At 59.7% G+C, this 21,434-nt stretch carries 21 protein-coding genes and 2 tRNA genes; 9 read left to right on the top strand and 14 right to left on the bottom strand.

Translation table 11 applies throughout. The features are described from left to right. From FH041_RS04550 to FH041_RS04540, 3 genes are read right to left on the bottom strand one after another with little or no spacing between them, the layout of a single operon-like run. The gene (locus tag FH041_RS04550) at positions 1 to 996 is read right to left on the bottom strand and encodes an ABC transporter permease (protein ID WP_027916086.1); all 996 of its coding nucleotides are present in this window, start codon (positions 994 to 996) and stop codon (positions 1 to 3) included. Continuing rightward, entirely contained in the window at positions 993 to 2,546 is a 1,554-nt protein-coding gene (locus FH041_RS04545; protein ID WP_140174220.1) for a sugar ABC transporter ATP-binding protein, read from the bottom strand. The genes FH041_RS04550 and FH041_RS04545 overlap by 4 nt, the downstream gene beginning before the upstream one ends. Before the next feature lie 20 nt (positions 2,547 to 2,566). Next, positions 2,567 to 3,526, bottom strand: a complete 960-nt coding sequence (locus FH041_RS04540) for a sugar ABC transporter substrate-binding protein (RefSeq protein ID WP_027916088.1) — start codon at positions 3,524 to 3,526, stop codon at positions 2,567 to 2,569. Between the two features lie 375 nt (positions 3,527 to 3,901). Between FH041_RS04540 and FH041_RS04535 the strand changes: the two genes are divergently transcribed. Then, positions 3,902 to 4,990: an asparaginase gene (locus FH041_RS04535; protein ID WP_028686428.1), complete on the top strand. Its 1,089-nt coding sequence runs from the start codon at positions 3,902 to 3,904 to the stop codon at positions 4,988 to 4,990. Positions 4,991 to 5,448: 458 nt separating this feature from the next. Next, complete coding sequence (locus FH041_RS04530; protein ID WP_088523184.1) at positions 5,449 to 5,952, top strand: hypothetical protein; 504 nt, start codon at positions 5,449 to 5,451, stop codon at positions 5,950 to 5,952. An 85-nt stretch (positions 5,953 to 6,037) separates the two neighbouring features. Here FH041_RS04530 and FH041_RS04525 read toward each other — a convergent pair whose 3' ends face one another. Beyond that, positions 6,038 to 8,035: a TonB-dependent receptor gene (locus FH041_RS04525; RefSeq protein ID WP_239936042.1), complete on the bottom strand. Its 1,998-nt coding sequence runs from the start codon at positions 8,033 to 8,035 to the stop codon at positions 6,038 to 6,040. A 266-nt stretch (positions 8,036 to 8,301) separates the two neighbouring features. Here FH041_RS04525 and FH041_RS04520 point away from each other — a divergent pair, with 266 nt between their 5' ends. Together FH041_RS04520 and FH041_RS04515 are read left to right on the top strand one after the other, a co-directional pair. Further along, a complete protein-coding gene (locus FH041_RS04520) occupies positions 8,302 to 8,547 on the top strand; it encodes a DUF1654 domain-containing protein (RefSeq protein ID WP_028686430.1) in 246 nt (81 codons plus the stop codon). Positions 8,548 to 8,553: 6 nt separating this feature from the next. Next, positions 8,554 to 9,243 carry an endonuclease gene (locus FH041_RS04515; protein WP_027916093.1) on the top strand — a complete coding sequence of 230 codons (690 nt, stop codon included), beginning with the start codon at positions 8,554 to 8,556 and terminating at the stop codon, positions 9,241 to 9,243. An 18-nt stretch (positions 9,244 to 9,261) separates the two neighbouring features. Here the strand turns inward: FH041_RS04515 and FH041_RS04510 are convergent, their stop codons facing one another. From FH041_RS04510 to FH041_RS04500, 3 genes are all read right to left on the bottom strand, one after another. Next, positions 9,262 to 9,831, bottom strand: coding sequence for an SPOR domain-containing protein (locus FH041_RS04510; RefSeq protein ID WP_027916094.1), 570 nt, complete (start codon positions 9,829 to 9,831; stop codon positions 9,262 to 9,264). Between the two features lie 133 nt (positions 9,832 to 9,964). Further along, positions 9,965 to 10,041 (bottom strand) — tRNA-Val (locus FH041_RS04505). 159 nt (positions 10,042 to 10,200) lie between these two features. Next, positions 10,201 to 10,277: transfer RNA gene (locus FH041_RS04500), tRNA-Val, on the bottom strand. 199 nt (positions 10,278 to 10,476) lie between these two features. Here FH041_RS04500 and FH041_RS04495 point away from each other — a divergent pair. Continuing rightward, positions 10,477 to 11,760, top strand: coding sequence for an FAD-binding oxidoreductase (locus FH041_RS04495; RefSeq protein WP_027916095.1), 1,284 nt, complete (start codon positions 10,477 to 10,479; stop codon positions 11,758 to 11,760). Between the two features lie 149 nt (positions 11,761 to 11,909). Here the strand turns inward: FH041_RS04495 and FH041_RS04490 are convergent, their stop codons facing one another. Further along, the gene (locus FH041_RS04490) at positions 11,910 to 12,593 is read right to left on the bottom strand and encodes a peptidase C39 family protein (RefSeq protein ID WP_088523183.1); all 684 of its coding nucleotides are present in this window, start codon (positions 12,591 to 12,593) and stop codon (positions 11,910 to 11,912) included. 221 nt (positions 12,594 to 12,814) lie between these two features. Between FH041_RS04490 and FH041_RS22650 the strand changes: the two genes are divergently transcribed. Then, positions 12,815 to 12,991: a hypothetical protein gene (locus FH041_RS22650; protein ID WP_165919234.1), complete on the top strand. Its 177-nt coding sequence runs from the start codon at positions 12,815 to 12,817 to the stop codon at positions 12,989 to 12,991. Between the two features lie 49 nt (positions 12,992 to 13,040). On the opposite strand, the gene FH041_RS04485 is transcribed toward FH041_RS22650, so the two are convergent. Together FH041_RS04485 and FH041_RS04480 are read right to left on the bottom strand one after the other, a co-directional pair. Then, the gene (locus tag FH041_RS04485) at positions 13,041 to 13,793 is read right to left on the bottom strand and encodes a TerC family protein (RefSeq protein ID WP_027916097.1); all 753 of its coding nucleotides are present in this window, start codon (positions 13,791 to 13,793) and stop codon (positions 13,041 to 13,043) included. A gap of 29 nt (positions 13,794 to 13,822) precedes the next feature. After that, entirely contained in the window at positions 13,823 to 14,062 is a 240-nt protein-coding gene (locus FH041_RS04480; protein ID WP_059183857.1) for a hypothetical protein, read from the bottom strand. 132 nt (positions 14,063 to 14,194) lie between these two features. Between FH041_RS04480 and nhaR the strand changes: the two genes are divergently transcribed. From nhaR to FH041_RS04465, 3 genes are all read left to right on the top strand, one after another. Then, the gene (gene nhaR / locus FH041_RS04475) at positions 14,195 to 15,088 is read left to right on the top strand and encodes a transcriptional activator NhaR (RefSeq protein WP_059183856.1); all 894 of its coding nucleotides are present in this window, start codon (positions 14,195 to 14,197) and stop codon (positions 15,086 to 15,088) included. Between the two features lie 83 nt (positions 15,089 to 15,171). Next, entirely contained in the window at positions 15,172 to 16,383 is a 1,212-nt protein-coding gene (gene sstT, locus FH041_RS04470; protein ID WP_140174219.1) for a serine/threonine transporter SstT, read from the top strand. A gap of 75 nt (positions 16,384 to 16,458) precedes the next feature. Next, positions 16,459 to 17,106, top strand: coding sequence for a YceH family protein (locus FH041_RS04465; RefSeq protein ID WP_088523182.1), 648 nt, complete (start codon positions 16,459 to 16,461; stop codon positions 17,104 to 17,106). Positions 17,107 to 17,109: 3 nt separating this feature from the next. Here the strand turns inward: FH041_RS04465 and FH041_RS04460 are convergent, their stop codons facing one another. The 4 genes from FH041_RS04460 to gorA all read right to left on the bottom strand — a co-directional run bounded on the left by FH041_RS04460 (position 17,110) and on the right by gorA (position 21,361). Then, positions 17,110 to 17,298, bottom strand: coding sequence for a hypothetical protein (locus FH041_RS04460; RefSeq protein ID WP_027916102.1), 189 nt, complete (start codon positions 17,296 to 17,298; stop codon positions 17,110 to 17,112). Positions 17,299 to 17,444: 146 nt separating this feature from the next. After that, a complete protein-coding gene (gene ahpF / locus FH041_RS04455; protein ID WP_027916103.1) occupies positions 17,445 to 19,007 on the bottom strand; it encodes an alkyl hydroperoxide reductase subunit F in 1,563 nt (520 codons plus the stop codon). 186 nt (positions 19,008 to 19,193) lie between these two features. Further along, complete coding sequence (gene ahpC / locus FH041_RS04450) at positions 19,194 to 19,757, bottom strand: alkyl hydroperoxide reductase subunit C (RefSeq protein WP_028686434.1); 564 nt, start codon at positions 19,755 to 19,757, stop codon at positions 19,194 to 19,196. A gap of 248 nt (positions 19,758 to 20,005) precedes the next feature. Further along, a complete protein-coding gene (gene gorA / locus FH041_RS04445; RefSeq protein WP_027916105.1) occupies positions 20,006 to 21,361 on the bottom strand; it encodes a glutathione-disulfide reductase in 1,356 nt (451 codons plus the stop codon). Positions 21,362 to 21,434 lie beyond the last annotated feature (73 nt).

Genomic DNA, 21,434 nt, shown 5'->3' with positions numbered 1-21,434 from the left:
TCAGTTCCGCCGGGCTGCGCGCCGGCTGCGATAAGTATCGAGCACCACGGCAATAACGATCACAGCCCCGGTAATGATGCGCTTGGTCGGCTCACTGGCCCCGATCTGCGCAAGGCCTGCCGCCAGCACCGAAATGATGAGCACACCAAAAAAGGTGCTGATGACTGAGCCACGCCCACCCATCAGGCTGGTACCGCCGATCACGACAGCGGCAATCACCTGCAACTCCAGGCCAGAGCCCGCGTTGGGGTCGGCTGCCTCCAGGCGCGACACCTGAAACAACGCAGCCAGGCCAGCCAGCAGCCCCATCAGGGCGAAGACCAGCACCTTGTAGGGACGCGGATCGATACCGGCCAGGCGCACAGCCTCTTCGTTGGTGCCGATCCCGATCAGGTAGCGCCCGAATACGGTACGGGTGAGTACCAGGTGAGCGATCACGATCACCAGCAAGGCGATGATGAACGCGGGCGATATCCCGAAGGCTATCGGGTTGGAAAACCAGGCATAGGCATCACCAATGTAGGCCGTGCGCGAATCGGTGAACTGGTAGGCCAGGCCGCGAGCCATTTCCAGCACCCCCAGCGAAACGATGAACGAAGGGATACGCCAGGCCACGGTGACGACGCCGGTAACGCTGCCAGCCAATGCGGCTACCGCCATGCCCAGCAGTGCAGCCGGCACGATGCTCCAGCCCCAGCCAAGGATCGCCACGCTTACAGTCGATGCGGCCAGGGCCAGCACCGAACCGACCGACAAATCGATGCCGCCGATGATCAGCACGAATGTCATACCCACGGCCAATACCATCAGATCAGGTATCTGGTTGGCCAGGGTACTGAAGGTACTGTATGACCAGAAATGGCTGCTCAGCATCGAGAACAGCACGATCATCGCCAGCAAAGCGCCGGCCAGGCCCAGGTAAGTACCAAGGCCCAGGTAGGTGCCGCTGCGGCGTGCCGGGGCAGCGCTTTGGTTTTCGAGCGGTGTGGTTTTCATGCGTCCATCCTGGGGGCTGCAGGGTGCAGCAGTGCGTCACGTTTCTGATAGCCGGCGAAGGCTGCCGCCAGCAACTGGTCCTGGGTCCAGTGGTCACGTTCGAAGGTGTCGATCAAGCGACCGGCAGACAGGACCGCGATGCGGTCGCAGATCAGCATCAACTCGCGCAGGTCGCTGGAGACCACGACCAAAGCCTTGCCCTGCCGCGCGAGTTCGGCGAGCAACCCGTAGATATCGAACTTGGCACCGACGTCGATGCCGCGCGTGGGCTCGTCGAACAGCAAGACCTGGCAATCGCGCTCAAGCCAGCGGCCGATTACCACCTTCTGCTGATTACCACCCGACAGCTCGCCAACCACCTGATCGGCGCCGGCACTGCGAATGCGCATGGCCTGTATTTGCCGCTCGGCCAGTTCGCGTTCGGCTCCGCGGTCCAGGACACCGGCCCGCGACACCGCACCCAGGTTGCCCAGGGCGATGTTGGCGCTGATCGACTGGCTCAACAACAGGCCTTCGCCTTTGCGATCTTCAGTGATCAGGGCAATACCCGCGCTGACGGCGGACTTCGGCGAATCGATGGTGACAGGCAGCGGCGGCTGGCCAAGGGCGATGCTACCGCTGTCAGCGCGGTCGGCGCCGTAGATCAACCGCAGAAGCTCGGTACGACCCGCGCCGATCAGCCCGGAGATACCGAAGATTTCCCCTGCACGGACTTCGAAGGACACCTCACGCACCTTCTCACCCCGGCTGAGCTTGTCCACCCTGAGCAATGGACCACCGATGGAGCGGCGGCCCAGGTCGATGTGTTCTCCCAGCTCACGCCCAACCATCAGGTTGACCAACTCGGCGCTGCTGTAGCGCTGGATCGGCTCGTCGCATACCAGCCTGCCGTCGCGCAGCACGACGATGCGTTGCGCGACGCGCTGCAGTTCTTCGAGCCGGTGGGAGATATAGACGATGGCCACCCCCCGGGCGCGCAAGCGCTCGATCTGGGTGAACAGCAACTCGACCTCGCGGGCGGTCAACATGGCGGTGGGCTCATCGAAGATCAGCACGTGGCAGTCTCCGATCAGGTTGCGGGCAATCTCGACCATTTGCTGGTGACCGATGCCCAATTCTCCGACCGGTGTATCGGGGTCAATCGCCTCGAGCCCGACCTGGGCCATGGCATCGACAGCCATCTGGCGCAAGCGCTTCTGGCTGATCCAACCGAAGCGGCTGGGTAGGTTGTCCAGAAACAGGTTTTCTGCGACGGTCAGGGTGGGTAACAGGTTCAGTTCCTGCATCACCATGCGCACGCCGAGGCGCTCGGCCTCGCTGCGACTGACCGGCGCATATGCCTGCCCACGGTACAGCATGTGCCCGACAGTGGGGGTTTCCAGGCCGCTGAACAACTTGGACAAGGTGCTCTTGCCGGCGCCGTTCTCGCCGGTCAAGGCCAGTACCTCACCAGCACGCAGCTCCAGGCTCACCTCGCCCAGCACTGGCTGGGCGTACGTCTTGCCGAGGCCGCGGGCAGTCAGGACCACGTCATAGACCGATGCGGACATCGCCGTGTCTCCTGGCAGCATCAAGGCTTCTTCGTGATCAGTTCGACCGGGGTCTGGATGACGTTATCGGCATCCACATCGGGCTTCTCGCCCTTGACCATTTTCAGCGCGGCCTGGATACCGAACACAGCCTGCTGGCTAGCTGCCTGGTCAAGCGTTGCCAGTACGCGGCCATCGGCAATCATGGGCTTGATGGCATTGATGTTGTCGTAACCGACAACCTGCACCTGGCCAGCCTTGCCAGCGGCTCGTACCGCCGAGACTGCACCCAAGGCCATGCTATCGTTGCCCGCCAGCAATGCCTTGAGCTCAGGGTATTCGTTGAGCATGGACGCAGCGACGGCATTACCCTTGTCGATTTCCCAGTTGCCGCTCTGTGTAGAGACGATCTTGATTTGCGCAGCGTCCATCGCATCCTTGAAGCCTGCGGTACGCTGCTGGGCATTGGTCGTGGTCGGCACGCCTTCGATGATGCCCACCTGATCGCCCGCCTTGAGTTTTTCCTTGGCCAGGTACTCGCCCACCAGGCGTGCGCCCTTGCGGTTGTCAGGGCCTACGAACGGTACGCTGATGCCTTTGCTCTTGAGCAGTTCAGGGTCAAGGCGGTTGTCGATGTTGATCACCACCACCCCCTGGTCCATCGCCTTTTTCACAGCTGAGACCAATGCCTTGGAGTCGGCCGGCGCGATCACCAGCGCCTTGGCACCGGCGTTGACCATCTGCTCGACGATGCGGATCTGCTCGCCCGTGTCGGTCTCATTCTTGATGCCGTTGGCAACCAGGTCGAATTCGTCTGCATGGGTTTTCTGGTAGGCCTTGGCGCCGTCTTCCATGGTGCGGAAAAACTCATTGGCCAATGACTTCATGACCAGCGCCACCTTGGGTTTGTCTTCGGCATGAGCAGCAGACAGTGGCAGGGCCATGGTCAAAGAAGAAAGAACAGCGGCGGCCAACAAGCGGCCTGGGAAAGGCAGTTTCATGGGCGATGACTCCGAATCTTGTTTTTTTATCGGAAAGCAAACGTTTGCGCTGGGTAACTATGCGAACGCGGTAGGCGTTTGTCAAATACGTTTAGCTGAAGCCAGCGCAAGATTATCCGTAAATTTCCGGATAACCGAACACGTTTCCCTACAATTAATCGGGTTTTCGAATGAAATACTTCCGGCCCTGATTACGCAAGTCATTCGATGCCCCGGCCAAAATATCATCCTCAACAGCGCCCGCTGCGGGGTTGAACCTGTCCGAGCGCGGTGTCACGAGCTGTTACAGAGGCCCCCGGGGATCTGGTACGGAACATGCCTTACCGACTGCGCGACGTACTAAAACCATCTCATTAGGAAGAGAGCACAAAAACGATGAATGCCGCACTTAAATCCTTTGCCCCCAGCGCACTCGCCCTGCTGCTGATCCTGCCAACCACGGTTTCGGCCGAAGAAGCCAAAACCCAGCAGAAGCTCGCCAACGTGGTCATCCTGGCAACCGGCGGCACGATAGCCGGTGCCGGTGCCAGCGCCGCCAATAGCGCCACTTACCAGGCCGCCAAGTTGGGCGTCGACAAATTGATCGCCGGCGTACCGGAACTGGCAGACCTGGCCAACGTGCGTGGCGAGCAGGTCATGCAGATTGCTTCCGAGAGCATCTCCAACGACGATCTGCTCAAGCTGGGCAAGCGGGTGGCTGAGCTGGCCGACAGCAAGGACGTGGATGGCATCGTCATCACCCACGGTACCGATACGCTGGAAGAAACCGCCTACTTCCTGAACCTGGTCGAAAAAACCGACAAGCCTATCGTGGTCGTCGGCTCCATGCGCCCCGGCACCGCCATGTCGGCAGACGGCATGCTCAACCTGTACAACGCCGTCGCCGTCGCCAGCGACAAGCAGTCGCGCGGCAAGGGCGTGCTGGTGACGCTCAATGATGAAATCCAGTCGGGCCGTGACGTCAGCAAGTCCGTGAACATCAAGACCGAAGCCTTCAAGAGCGCCTGGGGCCCGATGGGCATGGTCGTGGAAGGCAAGTCCTACTGGTTCCGCCTGCCAGCCAAGCGCCACACCCTAGACTCGGAATTCGACATCAAGCAGATCAGCAGCCTGCCTCAGGTGGACATTGCTTACGGCTACGGGAACGTGACCGATACGGCCTACAAGGCGTTGGCACAGAACGGCGCCAAGGCGCTGATCCACGCAGGCACCGGCAACGGTTCGGTATCTTCGCGCGTAGTGCCCGCACTGCAGGAGTTGCGCAAGAATGGCGTGCAGATCATTCGCTCTTCCCACGTCAACCAGGGTGGCTTCGTGCTACGCAACGCCGAGCAGCCTGACGACAAGAACGATTGGGTAGTGGCCCACGACCTGAACCCACAGAAAGCCCGCATCCTGGCCATGGTCGCCATGACCAAGACCCAGGACAGCAAAGAACTGCAGCGGATTTTCTGGGAATATTGATCAACCCTGTAGTAACCGGTGCCATCTGTGGCACCGGTACTTGGGAGCTAGGTAAACTTGGCGCTTACAGCTACATGGCTGAAATATAATGCTCAGGCATCACATTTTGCCGGCAATAAACCAATGGATACCCGAGCGCATTCCTCATTCCGAAAGCGCACTCCTAGCACGCCGTACACTTTCACAGTTAACACCCTTCACGTTCAGCGCACACCCGTTAATTCGAAAACTGTCAGCGCGTACTGACAGCGCCATTTCGCAACGCGCAAAACCTCACGCAAAGCCGAAAAACCAATACCCTAGTAGAACGCCCTCCTGGCTTGACGAAGCCTCATTGCCGAATGCTTTAGATCGCCTAGCCAAATGCATGTTTCGATAGTATTGAAGCACCCGTTCGAATAAGCGTACCTGCAAGCGCTCGTGCTACGCTACCGTCCCAATCGCCAAGGACCACCGTAATGAATTCGAAAACAGCCTCTGCAGCCCTAATCCTCCTCATTGGGTCCATTGTCTCCCCCGCGTGGGCCAGTACAGCACAGGCCATCAACTCGGTGAAACAGGGAAAAGCGGTATGGGAGTTCTATGAGTCAGCGGTCGCTGACCCAGCCCAGATAACCTTGCTGTCAATTGACATTGAGGCCACTTTCCAAGATGACCCCAATAACTACAAAGACCTCAATAATACATTTGCAGAGAATATGGGCTGGTTCAAAAAGGGCACAAGAGGGTCAGACCTGCTTGTGCTGCGCTCAGAACCGTCGTCCCATTCAGAACATGGTCGCTATTCAATCACTTTCAAGGATCTTAGTGCTAAAGAATGTCGGTTCCTGGCGAGCTATCCATCATTCAAGGATCGGTTTGATCATCTGGAAGTGAATCAAACTAAAACCGCGGCTGCTTCGTCATGCAAATCCAAGCTGTTCGGGTCTGATGACAACGCAATCAAATTCGTAAGCCGTTAGTCAAAACTCAAGCCTCCATGCTCAGCCCAAGTGTCGATGCGCGACGCTTGAGCTATGGGTACACGGTGTGCTCGCTTCAACCTCACTACTTGAACTGATATTCCAAGCCAGCACCGGCGTACCACGAACGCCCTGGGGCTGCCTCGTAGTAGCGTTTATTGCTGTCACCGACAATCACCGAACCCACGTATTGACGGTCGAACACGTTGTCCAGACGCACCAGTTGATGGAAAGTCCAGGGGCCGACCTGCTGCTCGAAGCGCGTGCGCCAGTTGAACACAGCATAGGCAGGCGCAGCTTTCTGCTGGTTGCTGTCCTCGACGAATACCTTGCTACGGTACTGCCCCTCGAACCCCATGCTGACCGAAGCGGTCGGTTTCCACACCACTTCTGCATACAGATTGTCTCGCGGCACGCCCGGCAAGCGATTGCCACTGTCGATGACTTGTCCGCCTTGCTTGAAGTCATCGGCGTAGCGAGCGTCGGTATGGGTGAACACCCAGGTGGTCTGCCAGTGCTCGGCAAAGTCGCTCTGCATGCTGGCTTCAAAACCACGGCGCACGGTCTGCCCGGCGTTGTGATAGCTGGTGCGGCCGTTAGTGGAATTATCGACCACGATTTCGTTATCCGTGCGGATCTCGAACAGGGCAGCATTCAGCCGCGTGGTCGCGCCCAGGCGATATTTCACCCCTAGTTCATATTGCTTGCTGGTTGCTGGGTCCAGCCCGAAGTTGAAACTTTCCTGCAAGCCTGGCGCATAGGCCATTTCAGCCTGTGTAGGCGTTTCGAAGCCCTTTCCTACGCTGGCATAGCCACGCAGATCAGGCGTGAAGGCGTACATCACCGACAGCGTCGGGTTGGCCTGCTGATAGCGCTTGACACCGCTGGCGTCACCGTTTTCCAGGTAGTGGTCATCGACCTTCATCTTCATGGTGCTGTAGCGCACGCCCAGCTCGCTGGTCCAGTTGCCGATTTCCCAGTGCGCCTGCACATAGGGGTCCAGGCTGGTCGCGATGTCTTTCTCGTCGCGCTTGAGCTCGCCCTTGACCCCCAGTTGGTCGCCCCGGAAGTTCTGGAAGCCCCGACGGTCATCCGTGCTCTGGTCGTAGTCGGCACCCACGGTGAGCGTGAAATGGCCGGGAACGGCCGGTACCGGCTGAATCCAGCGCAGCGTACCGCCGTGAAACTCGCGGTCAAAATCCACCACACCACCACCGCGCTGGCTGTTGGAGGCGATTTGCCGAGGAATCGACAGGTACTGCACCACGCTCCGACGCCCTGCGTAGAGATTGAACTGAAGGGTAGCGTCGCCAACGTAGCGCTCGTAGTTCATGCCCACCTGCTGGTGATCGATGCTCTTGCGCGTGTTGTAGTCCCTTGCGCCATCGGCGACCGAACGTGGGTCGTGCTTGTAGCTGGACCAAAGCTGACCCAGCGGGTCTTGCGTGTTGTTCTGTTCCAGGCTGCTGTAGGTCAGCGCCAGGCGTGAATCGGTATCTGGCCTGATGTGCACCTTGGCGAACGTCTGGTCGCGCTTGGCCGCGCTATGGTCGCGATACCCATTGGTGTCCATGCGCGAAGCGTCCAGCACGAAACCCCCGATCTCGTTGCCCCCCTGTGCCGACAGGTGATGCTTGCTGAAGCCATCGCTGCCAAAGGTGGTTTCGGCACCCAGGCGAGCCGGCCCCACCCCGTCACGGCTGAACATCTGGATGACACCGCCAGCGTTGCTGCCATACAGCGTAGCGGCCGGGCCGCGCAGCACCTCGATACGGTCGGCCACATCCAGGTTCAGCGTGGCTGCCTGGCCCTGTCCATCCGGGGTGCTGGCTGGGATACCATCGCTGAGCAGCTTGATACCGCGCACGCCAAATGCAGAGCGAGCACCAAACCCGCGGGATGATATCTGCAGGTCCTGGGCATAGTTCTGGCGATTCTGCACCACTAGGCCAGGGACCTTCGTCAGCACCTCTGACAAGTTGACGCCAAGTTGTCCATCGGTGCCATTGGACAGGTCGACCGTGTCCACCAAGAACGGCAGATCGAAGCTGCTGGTAGGCGCGTAGGCACCCGTGACAACCATCGGATCGATAACGATCGCGGTTGCCGGGTCGGCCCAGGCTTGATTATGAGAAGTGACACCACCGACAAACAACAGGGCGAGGTGCGTGGAAGAGGTAACGCGTAAGACCAATCGATACATGAGCAATTTCCGGAAAGTTCCGCTATTACAGCAGACCCTGGCCTGAATCGCGAACATGGCGAGGGCGATCCACAGAACTTTCCCTTCAAACTGTTGCGAAATCCCTTACAGTGAAATACTGTACGTGCATACAGCAAAAAAAGGAAATGCCTGTGTCTACCTCCTCGCCCTCACCTGCCAGCTACCAACAACTGGGCATGCGCATTCAGAAAATCATCAACAACCCCATTGCCCAGCGCAGCCGGGCGGCTTTGATTTTTCGCCTGGAACAGGAAACACCAGAGGACTGGGACACGTTGCTGGCCGAGATTGCCGAAAATGACAACGTTACCCTCGCCCACCGCGACGATGGTGGCGTACAGCTTTTCTGGACCGTGCCCAAGGAAGACTGACCGCGCATGAGAGTTTCGCTTATTGCAGCTGCCTGCCTGCTGATGGCTCCGCTTGCCTATGCCGATGCGCCCCGCACGTTCCAGGAAGCCAAGAAGGTGGCCAGGCAACTCTACGCACCACAATCCACCGAGTTCTACTGCGGTTGCAAATACAACGGCAACAAAGTCGATATGGCTTCATGTGGGTATTCACCACGCAAGAATGCCCAACGCGCTTCACGCATCGAGTGGGAGCACATCGTGCCGGCCTGGCAAATCGGCCATCAGCGCCAGTGTTGGCAAAGCGGCGGTCGTAAGGCCTGCTCGCAGCACGACGAGGTATACAAACGCGCCGAAGCCGACCTGCACAATCTGGTGCCAAGCGTTGGGGAGGTCAACGGCGACCGCAGCAACTACAGCTTCGGCTGGCTGCCGGAACAACGTGGGCAATACGGCCAATGCCTTACCCAGGTGGATTTCAAGGCCAGGAAGGTCATGCCGCGGCCTTCGATCCGCGGCATGATTGCACGCACCTATTTCTACATGAGCAAGCAATACAACTTGCGCCTCTCAAGGCAGGACCGTCAGCTGTTCGAGGCATGGAACAAGACGTATCCGCCGCAGCCTTGGGAGTATCAACGCAACCAGCGGGTCGGGTGCCTGATGGGGCACGGTAATGAGTTTGTAGGGCCGGTCGACCTCAAGGCGTGCAGCTGATCGACCGGCCACGAGCGCTTAGCGGGCTGCGCCGTGCTGGATGACCACCGAGTCGGTGCCAAGCTTGGCCATGACTTCATCGCGACGGGCCTGCGCCTGCTCCCGGGTAGGAAACGGTCCCAGCAGCACCACAGGCTTGCCGTCCCGGTACTCCACCGAAGACGGAATACCTTTCTCGATCAGACGCGCGGTCATGTCGCTGAGTGCACCCATGTTGGCGCCCTGGACCACTTCGACGTCCCATCCCTCTGGCGCGGGCTCACCTTCGAGCGCTTGCGCACGGCGCTGCAATTCAGCACCCCCACACAGCTCCCGAATACGCAGGTTGTCGCCATTGTCGTCGACAATGATTTCGTACTGACCGTCGCGTTTGATGGCCACATAGCTGCGGTAGGCCTGGAATTGGCCGGCATCGTCCTTGCCGCGCACCTGACCGCAGATCGTACCCTGCGTATCGATGCGAACGTTACCGAACTTGGCGGTCTTGGGATTTTGCAGGTGTTCGGCCACACGCTTGTGCACGCCCTCCACCTCGTTGTCACAGCCCGCCAGGGCCAGCACTGCCATTACCACCACCAGTTTGCGCACGCGTGTACCTCCAGGTTCGAAGAGGCGGATTCTACCACGCGAGACTGAGCATCGAACTGCGGCCAAAGGTTACAGGCTGATTCCGCCGGGCATGCAAAAAGGGCGATCATTTCTGATCGCCCTTTTTGGGATTTGGTAGGCACAATTGGACTCGAACCAACGACCCCCACCATGTCAAGGTGGTGCTCTAACCAACTGAGCTATGTGCCTGTCGTGTGGTGCGCATAGTAGAGACTCACTGAACACCTGTAAAGCTTTTTTTCGATATAAATCAAAAACTTTCGAGCAGCCGGAGAATTGGAGCCATCTAAGCGCTTCCAAAGCAAAACGCAAAAAAGGGTGACCCTTGCGGATCACCCTTTTTCAATTTGGTAGGCACAATTGGACTCGAACCAACGACCCCCACCATGTCAAGGTGGTGCTCTAACCAACTGAGCTATGTGCCTGTCGTGGTGCGCATTCTACGCAATTACAAAGGCGTGTCAACAGTTTTTTTGAAGCTAACCCACTGAATTGCAAACTCTTTATAAAGAGGCGTCAGGCGCGAGCACTGTTCATGATTTTCAGCGGACGACTAGCGGGTGTTTATTATTATTGATAGCATCGCTACATTCGTTAAAAATATAAAACACGAGGTTCTGCAGCATGGCTAACACCCCCTACCCCCAGTCCTACTACGCCGCCTCGGCCAACCCGGTGCCGCCACGTCCGGCGCTGCAGGGTGAGGTGCAAACCGATGTCTGCATCATCGGCGCGGGCTACACCGGCTTGTCCAGCGCCCTGTTCCTTCTGGAAAATGGCTTCAAGGTAAGCATTGTCGAAGCGGCCAAGGTAGGCTTCGGCGCATCGGGCCGCAACGGTGGCCAGATCGTCAACAGCTACAGCCGCGACATCGATGTCATCGAGCGCACCGTGGGTGCTCGCCAAGCCCAGCTGCTAGGCCAGATGGCCTTCGAAGGCGGGCGCATCATTCGCGAGCGGGTGGCCAAGTACAACATCCAGTGCGACCTCAAGGACGGTGGCGTGTTCGCTGCGCTGACCAGCAAACAAATGGGTCACCTAGAATCGCAAAAGCGCCTGTGGGAACGTTTCGGCCACAACCAGCTGGAGCTGATGGATCAACAGCGCATCCGCGAAGTGGTGGCCTGCGACAACTACATCGGCGGCATGCTCGACATGAGCGGCGGGCATATCCATCCACTCAACCTGGCCCTCGGCGAAGCTGCTGCGGTCGAATCGTTGGGCGGCACCATCTATGAACAAACTCCGGCGGTGCGCATCGAGCGCGGCGCCAACCCGGTCGTGCATACCCCACAGGGTAAAGTGCGCGCCAAGTTCATCATCGTGGCGGGCAACGCCTACCTGGGCAACCTGGTCCCGGAGCTTGCCGCCAAGTCGATGCCTTGCGGTACACAGGTCATCACGACCGAACCCTTGGGCGATGAACTGGCGCGCACACTGCTTCCCCAGGACTACTGCGTCGAAGACTGCAACTACCTGCTCGACTACTATCGCCTGACCAGCGACAAGCGCCTGATCTTTGGAGGCGGCGTGGTTTATGGTGCACGGGATCCGGCCAACATCGAGGCGATCATTCGTCCGAAGATGCTCAAGGCCTTCCCGCAGTTGAAGAACGTCAAGATCGACTACGCCTGGACCGGCAACTTCCTGCTCACCTTGTCGCGTCTGCCACAAGTCGGCCGTATCGGTGACAACATCTATTATTCCCAGGGGTGCTCAGGGCACGGGGTCACCTATACCCATCTGGCAGGCAAAGTCCTGGCCGAGGCCATGCGTGGCCAGGCGGAGCGGTTCGATGCCTTTGCCGGGCTGCCGCACTACCCCTTCCCGGGCGGTCAGATGCTGCGCGTGCCCTTCAGTGCCTTGGGCGCTTGGTACTACAGCTTGCGTGACCGTCTGGGCTTCTGAGTCAAGACGTGGCAACCGGTAAAGGGCTGCCACTGGCGTGATGGGGTTCACTCATGTTCGCCGGGCCGCGTTGCGGCCCATGCCGATCAGCCCAGCGCCCCGGCAAGGCCACGCCTTCAGTGACCGTGGAAAGCCAAATGCGAGCAGCCTCACTTGAGGCTGTCCAGGGCCTGCCTGGCCGCCAGTTCCTGGCCCGCACGCGCCAGATCGTCAGCGGCCTGTTGCCAGCGCTGACGGTCAACGTTCGCCGGCAACTCCCCCGGCGGCTGCACCAGGATTGCCCAACGGCCCTCTTTCGCCCAGGCAGAGGCGAAATCGTCGAATGCCATCACCAGGCGGCGCTGCATGCCTGCACGCATCAGCACACGCTGTTTGTAACGGTCATACCCTATCAATACCGCATACCTGGGTTCGCTCCACCATGCCGAACCGTCCTGGTAGCGAACCAGCACCGGGTTTCCAGCGGCCACCTGCGTCAACAAGGCATCTAGCCGCTTGTCCAAGGGGTACACCACCCTACCGTAGTCGCGCGCAACGCGCGGGATGCTGGTATCTAGGCTGTCGATACCTGTGGGCAGGTTCAGCGGCTGATCGAGCAGCCCAGGCGTGATGGGCGCACCTTGCTGCGACAGAATCGCGGCCAATGCCATGGCTGCGCTGTGGTTGGCGTTACCGCGGTAGAACGGAACGCTGCTGAGCTCCACCCGCTGGGGCAGGCTCTGGAGTGCGGTAGAAGGTGTCCCGGCACAACCTGCCAAGGTGACACCCAACCAGCACGCCAGGATGAGCTGGCGAACGACCTTGGTCGGCGACGAGAAGGTGAAATTGGGCATGGATACTCGCTTGCTGAACGCAGGGCAGGCAGCGCCCTGCTGTGTTCGCGATGATAGGTCCCACAACGATGGCGGTACAGTCCGACAGGGCATGTTGGCGAATCATCTCGGCACCGCAGGCGTTATTCGATGGAACGTACCCACGCAAGGGCTACACTAATCAAGTGTCTGGAAGGCAATCGCTGGCGTATCAAGCGCTCGCCGTAGAGATGGAGGCACAAATGAATATGACCTTGGCAATCATCATGTTGGTGTGCATGTGGCTCAGCGTTGCAGCGGCCATGCTCTGGGGCGTACTGCGCATCGCACGGCGGCACGCTCAACCCGTTGCGCAACCACAGCCACGCCCTCAACCCGCCCCTGCACGGCGTGCTCCACACGCAGCAGCGGCGCACTGAACCCACCTGAAACATGCAGCGAATGGGGCGCCATGCGCCCCGCCTGCTGTCACCCTTGCTTGGCCTCACGCTTCAGCCGTGCTCGACGCGCCAGGATATTCAGAATCTCGATAGCGGTTGAGAACGCCATGGCGGCATACACATAGCCCTTGGGCACGTGGGCTCCGAAGCCCTCCGCGATCAGCGTCATGCCGATCATGATCAGGAAACCGAGCGCCAACATGACAACTGTTGGGTTGTCGTTGATGAAGTTGGCCAGCGGATCGGCCGCCACCATCATCACGATCACGGCAGTGATCACGGCGATGATCATGATAGGCAAGTGCTCAGTCATGCCTACTGCGGTGATAATGCTGTCTACCGAGAACACAATATCGAGCAGCAGAATCTGGAAAATCGCTGCGGCGAAGCCCAAGGTAACGGTAGAAGAAGCCTTGGACTCTTCCTTGGCACCGTGTGGATCGACGTTCTCGTGAATTTCCTTAGTGGCCTTCCACAGCAGGAACAGGCCGCCGGCGATCAGGATCACATCCTTCCAGGAGAAGGCGTTGCCAAACACCTCGAACACAGGGTCGGTCAGCTGCACGATCCAGGCAACGGTGCTGAGCAGTGCCAGGCGCATCACCAGTGCCATGCTGATACCGATGCGGCGTGCCTTGGAGCGATACGCGACTGGCAGTTTGTTGGTCAGGATGGAGATGAAGATCAGGTTGTCGATACCCAGTACAACTTCCATGGCCACCAGCGTGGCGAGCGCCACCCAGGCTGTCGGGCTAGCGGCAAGTTCCAGCAAATATTCCATTGTTCACATCCTGTCACGCGGGTTGGGGATCAAATGTCCTGGGTTTCGGAAGCGGTGTCATCTTGCTCGGGCTCTCGCCGGTCGGTCCCAAGCGCGTCGCTCAAGGCCTGCTGGGCCGCCTGGTTGGTTTGCTCGATCACCTGCTGAGCCGACTTCGCCGCCTGGTCAAGCACTTGCTGGGCAGACTTCTCGGCCTGATCGCAGCCGGCCAGGGCCAACAGCGTCATGCCCATGACCAGCGCAGTACCCATTGATTTGAAATACAGCATAGGCGCCTCCGGAATGATGTGCGCAGGCTCGTATCCGCCTGAATGAAGTGGATTCTAGAGGGCGCAATACTTCTGTAAAATTCGTATTTTCAAGCGATATACTTCGGTTTTTCCGAATCGGCATCTGCGCTAATGCTTAACTATCGCCAGCTCCACTACTTTTGGGTGGTAGCCCGAACCGGCAGCATCATTCGGGCGAGCGAGCAATTGAATCTGACGCCACAGACCATCAGCGGTCAGATCACGCTATTGGAACAGGCTTATGGCGTCGAGCTGTTCCAGCGGGTTGGCCGGCAATTGGAACTCACTGAGACCGGACGCCAGGCGCTGACGTATGCCGAGCAGATGTTCCAGCTGGGGGGCGAACTCGAAGCCATGCTGCGTGCCGGCCCTCAGGAGCAGATCCTGTTCCGGGTCGGGGTGGCTGACGTGGTGCCAAAGTCCATTGTCTATCGATTATTGGCACCCACCATGGAGCTTGAGAACGTGCTGCGCATCAACTGCCGTGAAGACAAGCTGGAGCGGCTCCTGGCCGACCTTGCCATTCAGCGACTGGACCTGGTCATTTCAGACAGCCCGATGCCACCCCACCTGGACATCAAAGGGTATAGCCAGAAACTGGGAGAATGCGGCCTGAGCTTTTTCGCAACCCCAACATTGGCCCTTCAGCACGATGGCCCGTTCCCTGAATGCCTGCACGATGCGCCGCTGCTCATACCCGGGCAAGAAACGGTGCTGCGCAGCCGCCTTCTACGCTGGCTTGGTGATCAACATCTTCAACCGCGCATCGTCGGCGAGTTCGACGACAGTGCCCTGATGCAGGCGTTCGGGCAGTCTGGCAGCGGCATCTTCGTGGCGCCCAGCGTGATTGCCGAAGAAGTGTGTCGGCAGTATGGCGTACAGTTGATTGGGCAAACCGAGGCCGTGAACGAGTCCTTCTACGCCATTTCGGTCGAGCGCAAGGTCAAGCATCCTGGCATCGTTGCCATCACCGAAGGGGCGCGACGCGAACTGTTCAACTGGTAGCGCTCCCCACAACGGGCAGTAAGTGCCTGGGCGAGGTCTATGGTAAAGTCCAGCCCTTTTCGAATTTCAGGACCTCGCAGCGCATGACACCGCTTCTTCGCCTTCTCAACCGCACCGGCCTGGTGACGCAAATCGTTATCGGCCTGGTGGCAGGTATCGCGCTTGCCCTGATCGCCCCCACCGTTGCCCGTGACCTGGGCTTTCTCGGTACGGTGTTCGTCAGTGCCTTGAAGGCGGTGGCGCCAGTGCTGGTCTTCGTTCTGGTCATGGCATCGATTGCCAATCACCGGCACGGACAGGAAACCCACATCCGCCCCATCTTGGGGCTGTACTTGCTCGGCACATTCGCCTCGGCTGTCGTGGCGGTGGTTGCCAGCATGGTATTTCCTTCACACTTGGTACTGAACGCAGCGGATGCCGCCCTGAGTGTACCGGGCGGCATCGGTGAGGTGTTGAAGAACCTGTTGCTCAGTGCGGTCGACAACCCGATCAACGCGTTGCTCAATGCCAATTTCATCGGCGTGCTGACCTGGGCTATCGGCCTGGGCATCGCGTTGCGCCGCGCCGGTGACACCACCCGCAAGGTGGTCGACGACCTGTCCAACGGCGTCACGCTGATCGTGCGCATCGTCATTCGCTTTGCGCCACTGGGCATCTTCGGCCTGGTCACCTCCACCTTGGCTCAGTCAGGGCTCAAAGCCATGTTGGGGTACCTGCACCTGCTGGCGGTACTGATCGGGTGCATGCTGTTCGTCGCCCTGGTCATGAACCCGCTGATCGTATTCTGGAAAACCCGTCGAAATCCCTACCCACTCACCCTGCTGTGTCTGCGCGAAAGCGGCATCACTGCATTTTTCACCCGCAGTTCGGCAGCCAACATCCCTGTGAACATGGCGTTGTCCGAACGCCTTGGGCTGCATGAGGATACTTATTCGGTATCCATTCCGCTGGGGGCCACGATCAACATGGCTGGCGCTGCAATCACCATCACCGTATTGACGCTGGCGGCGGTGCACACCTTGGGGATTCCCTTGGACCTTCCCACGGCAGTGTTGCTCAGTGTGGTAGCGGCGGTCTGTGCCTGCGGTGCGTCCGGTGTGGCCGGCGGCTCCCTGCTGCTCATCCCATTGGCCTGCAGCTTGTTCGGCATTCCCAGTGAGATCGCCATGCAGGTTGTGGCGGTGGGGTTCATCATCGGCGTGCTGCAGGATTCTGCCGAGACCGCGCTCAACTCCTCCACCGACGTGCTGTTCACCGCAGCCGCCTGCCAGGCCGAAGCGCGCCGCAGCGCCTGATTTAGCCGGGCCGTCTTGCGGCCCTCCCCTCATACACCTACGCTAATGGCCTTTTCCCAGCAATGAGACAGGGCCATGTCCGAGCAAGACACCACCACTGAAGGTCGCTTGAGCAGCGTCGAGATTCGCGTGCTCGGCTCGCTGATCGAGAAACAGGCCACCAGCCCGGAAAGTTACCCGCTTACCCTAAACGCCCTGCTCCTGGCCTGTAACCAGAAGACCAGCCGCGAACCGGTGATGAACCTTACCCAGGGCCAAGTGGGTCAGGCGCTGCGCAGCCTCGAAGCACGACAGATGGCACGCTTGCAGATGGGCAGCCGCGCCGACCGCTGGGAACACCGGGTGGACAAGGCGCTGGAATTGGTTCCTGCGCAGTTGGTGTTGATGGGGCTGATGTTCCTGCGTGGCCCGCAAACCTTGAGCGAGTTGCTGACCCGTAGCAACCGCCTGCACGATTTCGACGACACCGACCAAGTTCGCCACCAGCTAGAACGTCTGGTGTCACGGAACTTGGCCGTGCACCTGCCGCGTCAGGCTGGCCAGCGTGAGGACCGTTACACTCATGCGTTGGGTGACCCGGCAGACATCGAAGCCATTCTGGCTGCAAAGCAGCAGGAGAGCTCAATGCGAAGTGGTACCAGCACGGTTACGCAGGATCGAATCGAGGCACTTGAAGCGCGCATCGCTGCACTGGAAGCGCGGCTGGACGCACTAGGCAGCTAGTCTTCAGCGGTCTGATTTGGGGAAGTTGCGGCAGCTCTTGCGCTCGGTCATTTCGCGATCGCTTGGGCGCTGGTCGACAAACACCGTGTGGCCGTTGCTGTAGATCTCAAGGTAGCCCCAGTGCAGGTCTTGTTCAGTCTGCCCGGGCTTTGGCGGCACTAGCCACCAGGGTTCGCGGCTGATCAGGGTCATGGCGTGGCTCCTGAGGGGTCTGCTTGTAAGCATAGACACCCTCATGGCTCGTGGGTTTAGCCAGGCCCATGACAAGACCCCCGCATGCGCTGCGCCATGGGGCACGGCCAGTTCATGCGAGGGTTGCGGTTCTGCTGAAATGTCGCTTATGCAGGCGCGGAGGTGCGGATCAGGTGGTCGAAGGCGGCCAGAGACGCCTTGGCCCCTTCGCCAACGGCGATCACGATCTGCTTGTAAGGCACCGTCGTCACGTCACCTGCAGCGAACACACCGGCAATACTGGTCTGCCCTCTGGCATCGACGATGATTTCGCCGCGTGCCGACAGTTCAACGGTGCCTTTGAGCCAATCAGTGTTCGGCAACAGACCGATCTGAACGAAAATCCCCTCCAACGCCAGCTCATGCTCGATGTCGCTGGTGCGGTCCTTGTAGCGCAGGCCAGTCACTTTCTCGCCATTGCCGATCACTTCGGTGGTCAGTGCCTGGGTGATGACCGTCACGTTAGGCAAGCTGTGCAACTTGCGTTGCAGCACCGCATCGGCACGCAACTGGCTGTCGAATTCAATCAACGTCACCTGCGCCACGATACCCGCCAAGTCGATCGCCGCTTCCACGCCAGAGTTACCACCACCAATCACCGCCACGCGTTTGCCCTTGAACAACGGGCCGTCACAGTGCGGGCAGTAGGCCACGCCACGGCCACGGTATTGCTGTTCGCCCGGCACATTCATTTCGCGCCAGCGAGCACCGGTGGCCAGGATGACCGTCTTGGCCTTGAGCGAAGCCCCGCTCGCCATGCGCACTTCATGCAGGCCACCGTCGGTAGCCGGAATCAGTGCTTCACCGCGCTGCAGGTTCATGATGTCCACGTCATACTGCTTGACGTGTTCTTCAAGCGCGGTGGCCAGTTTCGGGCCTTCGGTTTCATGCACGGAAACGAAGTTCTCGATGGCCATGGTGTCGAGCACCTGCCCGCCGAACCGTTCGGCGGCCACGCCAGTGCGGATACCCTTGCGCGCGGCATAGATGGCGGCAGAGGCACCCGCCGGGCCACCGCCTACTACCAGTACATCGAATGCTTGTTTGGCGTTGAGCTTCTCGGCCTGACGTGCGCCGGCGTTGGTGTCGATCTTGCCAAGAATTTCTTCAAGGCCCATGCGCCCCTGGCCGAACACCTCACCATTGAGGTACACGCTGGGCACGGCCATGATCTGGCGGGCATCGACTTCAGCCTGGAACAACGCACCATCGATGGCTACATGGCGCACGCTGGGGTTGAGCACCGCCATCAGGTTCAATGCCTGGACCACATCCGGGCAGTTCTGGCAGGACAGCGAGAAGTAAGTCTCGAAGTTGAACTCACCTTCCAGCGTCTGGATCTGCTCGATCACTTCCAGGCTGGCCTTGGAGGGGTGGCCGCCCACTTGCAGCAGCGCCAGCACCAGGGAGGTGAACTCGTGGCCCATGGGAATACCAGCAAAACGCAGGCTGATGTCGCCGTTGGGGCGATTGAGCGAGAACGAAGGGCGGCGGGCGTCGTCGCCATCGGCTCGCAGGGTGATGAGGCTGGACAAGCCGGCGATTTCCACCAGCAGGTCGTGTAATTCGCGGGACTTCGCACCGTCGTCGAGGGAGGCAACGATCTCGATCGGCTGGGTGACCCGCTCCAGGTAGGTTTTCAGTTGCGATTTAAGCGTGGCGTCCAACATACGGGCGATTTCCTTTTTCAAACTCAGATACAAAAACGCCCAGGCGAAGTCGCCCGGGCGTTTGACGGGGCGGTAAGTGGTTCAGCTGTGGCGGCTGCTTACCGCCCGCGTTTGGCACATGACTGGCTGCTCATCCCGCAAGGCCTGTGCGGCGCTGCCGCTGCACAGGCGCTTATCGGGCGACAATCAGATCTTGCCGACCAGATCCAGCGACGGCGCCAGAGTGGCCTCGCCTTCTTTCCACTTGGCTGGGCAGACTTCGCCTGGGTGGGCGGCGACATACTGGGCAGCCTTGACCTTGCGCAGCAGCTCGGTGGCGTCACGACCCACACCGCCGTCGTTCAGCTCGACGATCTTGATCTGGCCTTCGGGGTTGATCACGAAGGTACCGCGGTCCGCCAGGCCGGCTTCTTCGATCAGCACGTCGAAGTTGCGGGCGATCACATGGGTCGGGTCGCCGATCAGTGGGTACTGAATCTTGCCGATGGTGTCCGAGGTGTCGTGCCACGCTTTGTGGGTAAAGTGGGTGTCGGTGGAAACACCGTAGATCTCAACGCCCAGTTTCTGGAACTCGGCATAGTTGTCAGCAAGGTCACCCAGCTCGGTCGGGCAAACGAACGTAAAGTCGGCTGGATAGAAGAACACGACAGACCATTTGCCTTTCAGGTCGGCTTCGCTGACCGGGACGAACTCGCCCTTGTGGTAGGCAGTGGCGTTGAACGGTTTGACCTGGCTGTTGATGATAGGCATGAGAGACGCTCCTTCATGGGTTGAAATCAGTTGACGGAGAGAATCCTAACCGCATGGACCGATAAAGGCTCATTGGCAAACCTGATGCTCATGATTGGTTTTGGCTATGAGTGGGACAGGTTAGAGAGCGCTTACCGCGGTAATGCCCAAGCGCGCGGCTAGCCTATGAAACCGACCGCGCATGGGGCGACGATTACGTAATCGTCGCCCCGCAAGCAGGCCGCACGTTGCATGCGGCCTGGGCTGAGTCAGCGGGTCACCGTGCGCAGAGTCACGAACTCTTCCGCTGCCGTGGGGTGCACGCCGATGGTTTCATCGAACTGTTGCTTGGTCGCGCCCGCCTTGAGTGCGATGCCAAGGCCCTGGATGATCTCGCCTGCATCCGGCCCGACCATGTGGCAACCCAGTACCTTGTCGGTCTTGGCATCTACCACCAGCTTCATCAAGGTCTTTTCCTGAATGTCGGTGAGGGTCAGCTTCATGGCGCGGAAGCGGCTTTCAAAGACCTTGACCTCGTAGCCCTGCTCGACGGCCTGTTCTTCAGTGAGCCCTACCGTGCCGATAGGCGGCTGGCTGAACACGGCCGTGGGGATGTTCTGGTAATCCACGGGGCGGTACTGCTCCGGCTTGAACAGACGCCTGGCCACAGCCATGCCTTCGGCCAATGCCACCGGGGTCAACTGCACACGGCCGATTACATCTCCAATGGCCAGGATCGAAGGCGCCGTGGTCTGGTACTGATCGTCTACGCGCACGTAGCCCTTGTCATCAAGTTCGACACCAGTGTTTTCCAGGCCAAGGTTGTCCAGCATTGGACGCCGGCCGGTGGCGTAGAAGATGCAGTCGGCAACCAGTTCCCGCCCGTCCTTGAGCGTCGCCTTGAGGCTGCCATCCTCAAGCTTGTCGATGCGCTGGATGTCAGCATTGAACTGCAAATCGAGCCCGCGCTTTTCGAGCTCCTCCTTCAGGTGAGTGCGCACCGAACCATCGAAGCCGCGCAGGAACAGATCGCCGCGGTACAACAACGTTGTCGCGGCGCCCAGCCCTTGGAAGATCCCGGCAAACTCCACCGCGATGTAGCCGCCGCCCACCACCAACACCCGCCGCGGCAGGTCCTTGAGGTAAAACGCTTCGTTGGAGGTGATCGCCAATTCCTTGCCCGGGATGTCCGGCACCTGGGGCCAGCCGCCAGTGGCGATCAGGATGTGCTCGGCACTGTAGCGCTGGCCTTCGACTTCGACCTCGTTAGGTCCGGTGATGCGCGCATGACCTTGAACCAGGGTCACGCCGCTGTTGACCAGCAGGTTGCGGTAGATACCGTTGAGCCGTTCGATTTCACGGTTCTTGTTGGCAATCAGGGTGCCCCAGTCGAAGTGCCCTTCTTCCAGGGTCCAGCCGTATCCAGCCGCCTGCTCCAGCTCATCAGCCACATGGGCGCCATACACCAGCAGCTTTTTGGGCACACACCCCACGTTGACGCAGGTGCCGCCCAAATAGCGGCTCTCGGCAACCGCTACCTTGGCGCCAAAACCGGCAGCGAAACGTGCAGCGCGCACGCCACCGGAGCCGGCGCCAATCACGAACAGATCAAAATCGTAGGCCACTTTTCGTTCTCCAAAAAAAAGCTGCAAGCTTCAAGCGGCAGGCTGCACGAACGGGCAGCGTGGCTTGTCACTT

Source organism: Pseudomonas sp. SWI7, from assembly GCF_006351945.1.
GTDB classification, from domain to species: Bacteria; Pseudomonadota; Gammaproteobacteria; order Pseudomonadales; family Pseudomonadaceae; genus Aquipseudomonas; species Aquipseudomonas fulva.
The sequence above is the reverse complement of the archived record's forward strand: the minus strand, read 5'-3'. Positions and strand labels throughout refer to the sequence as shown.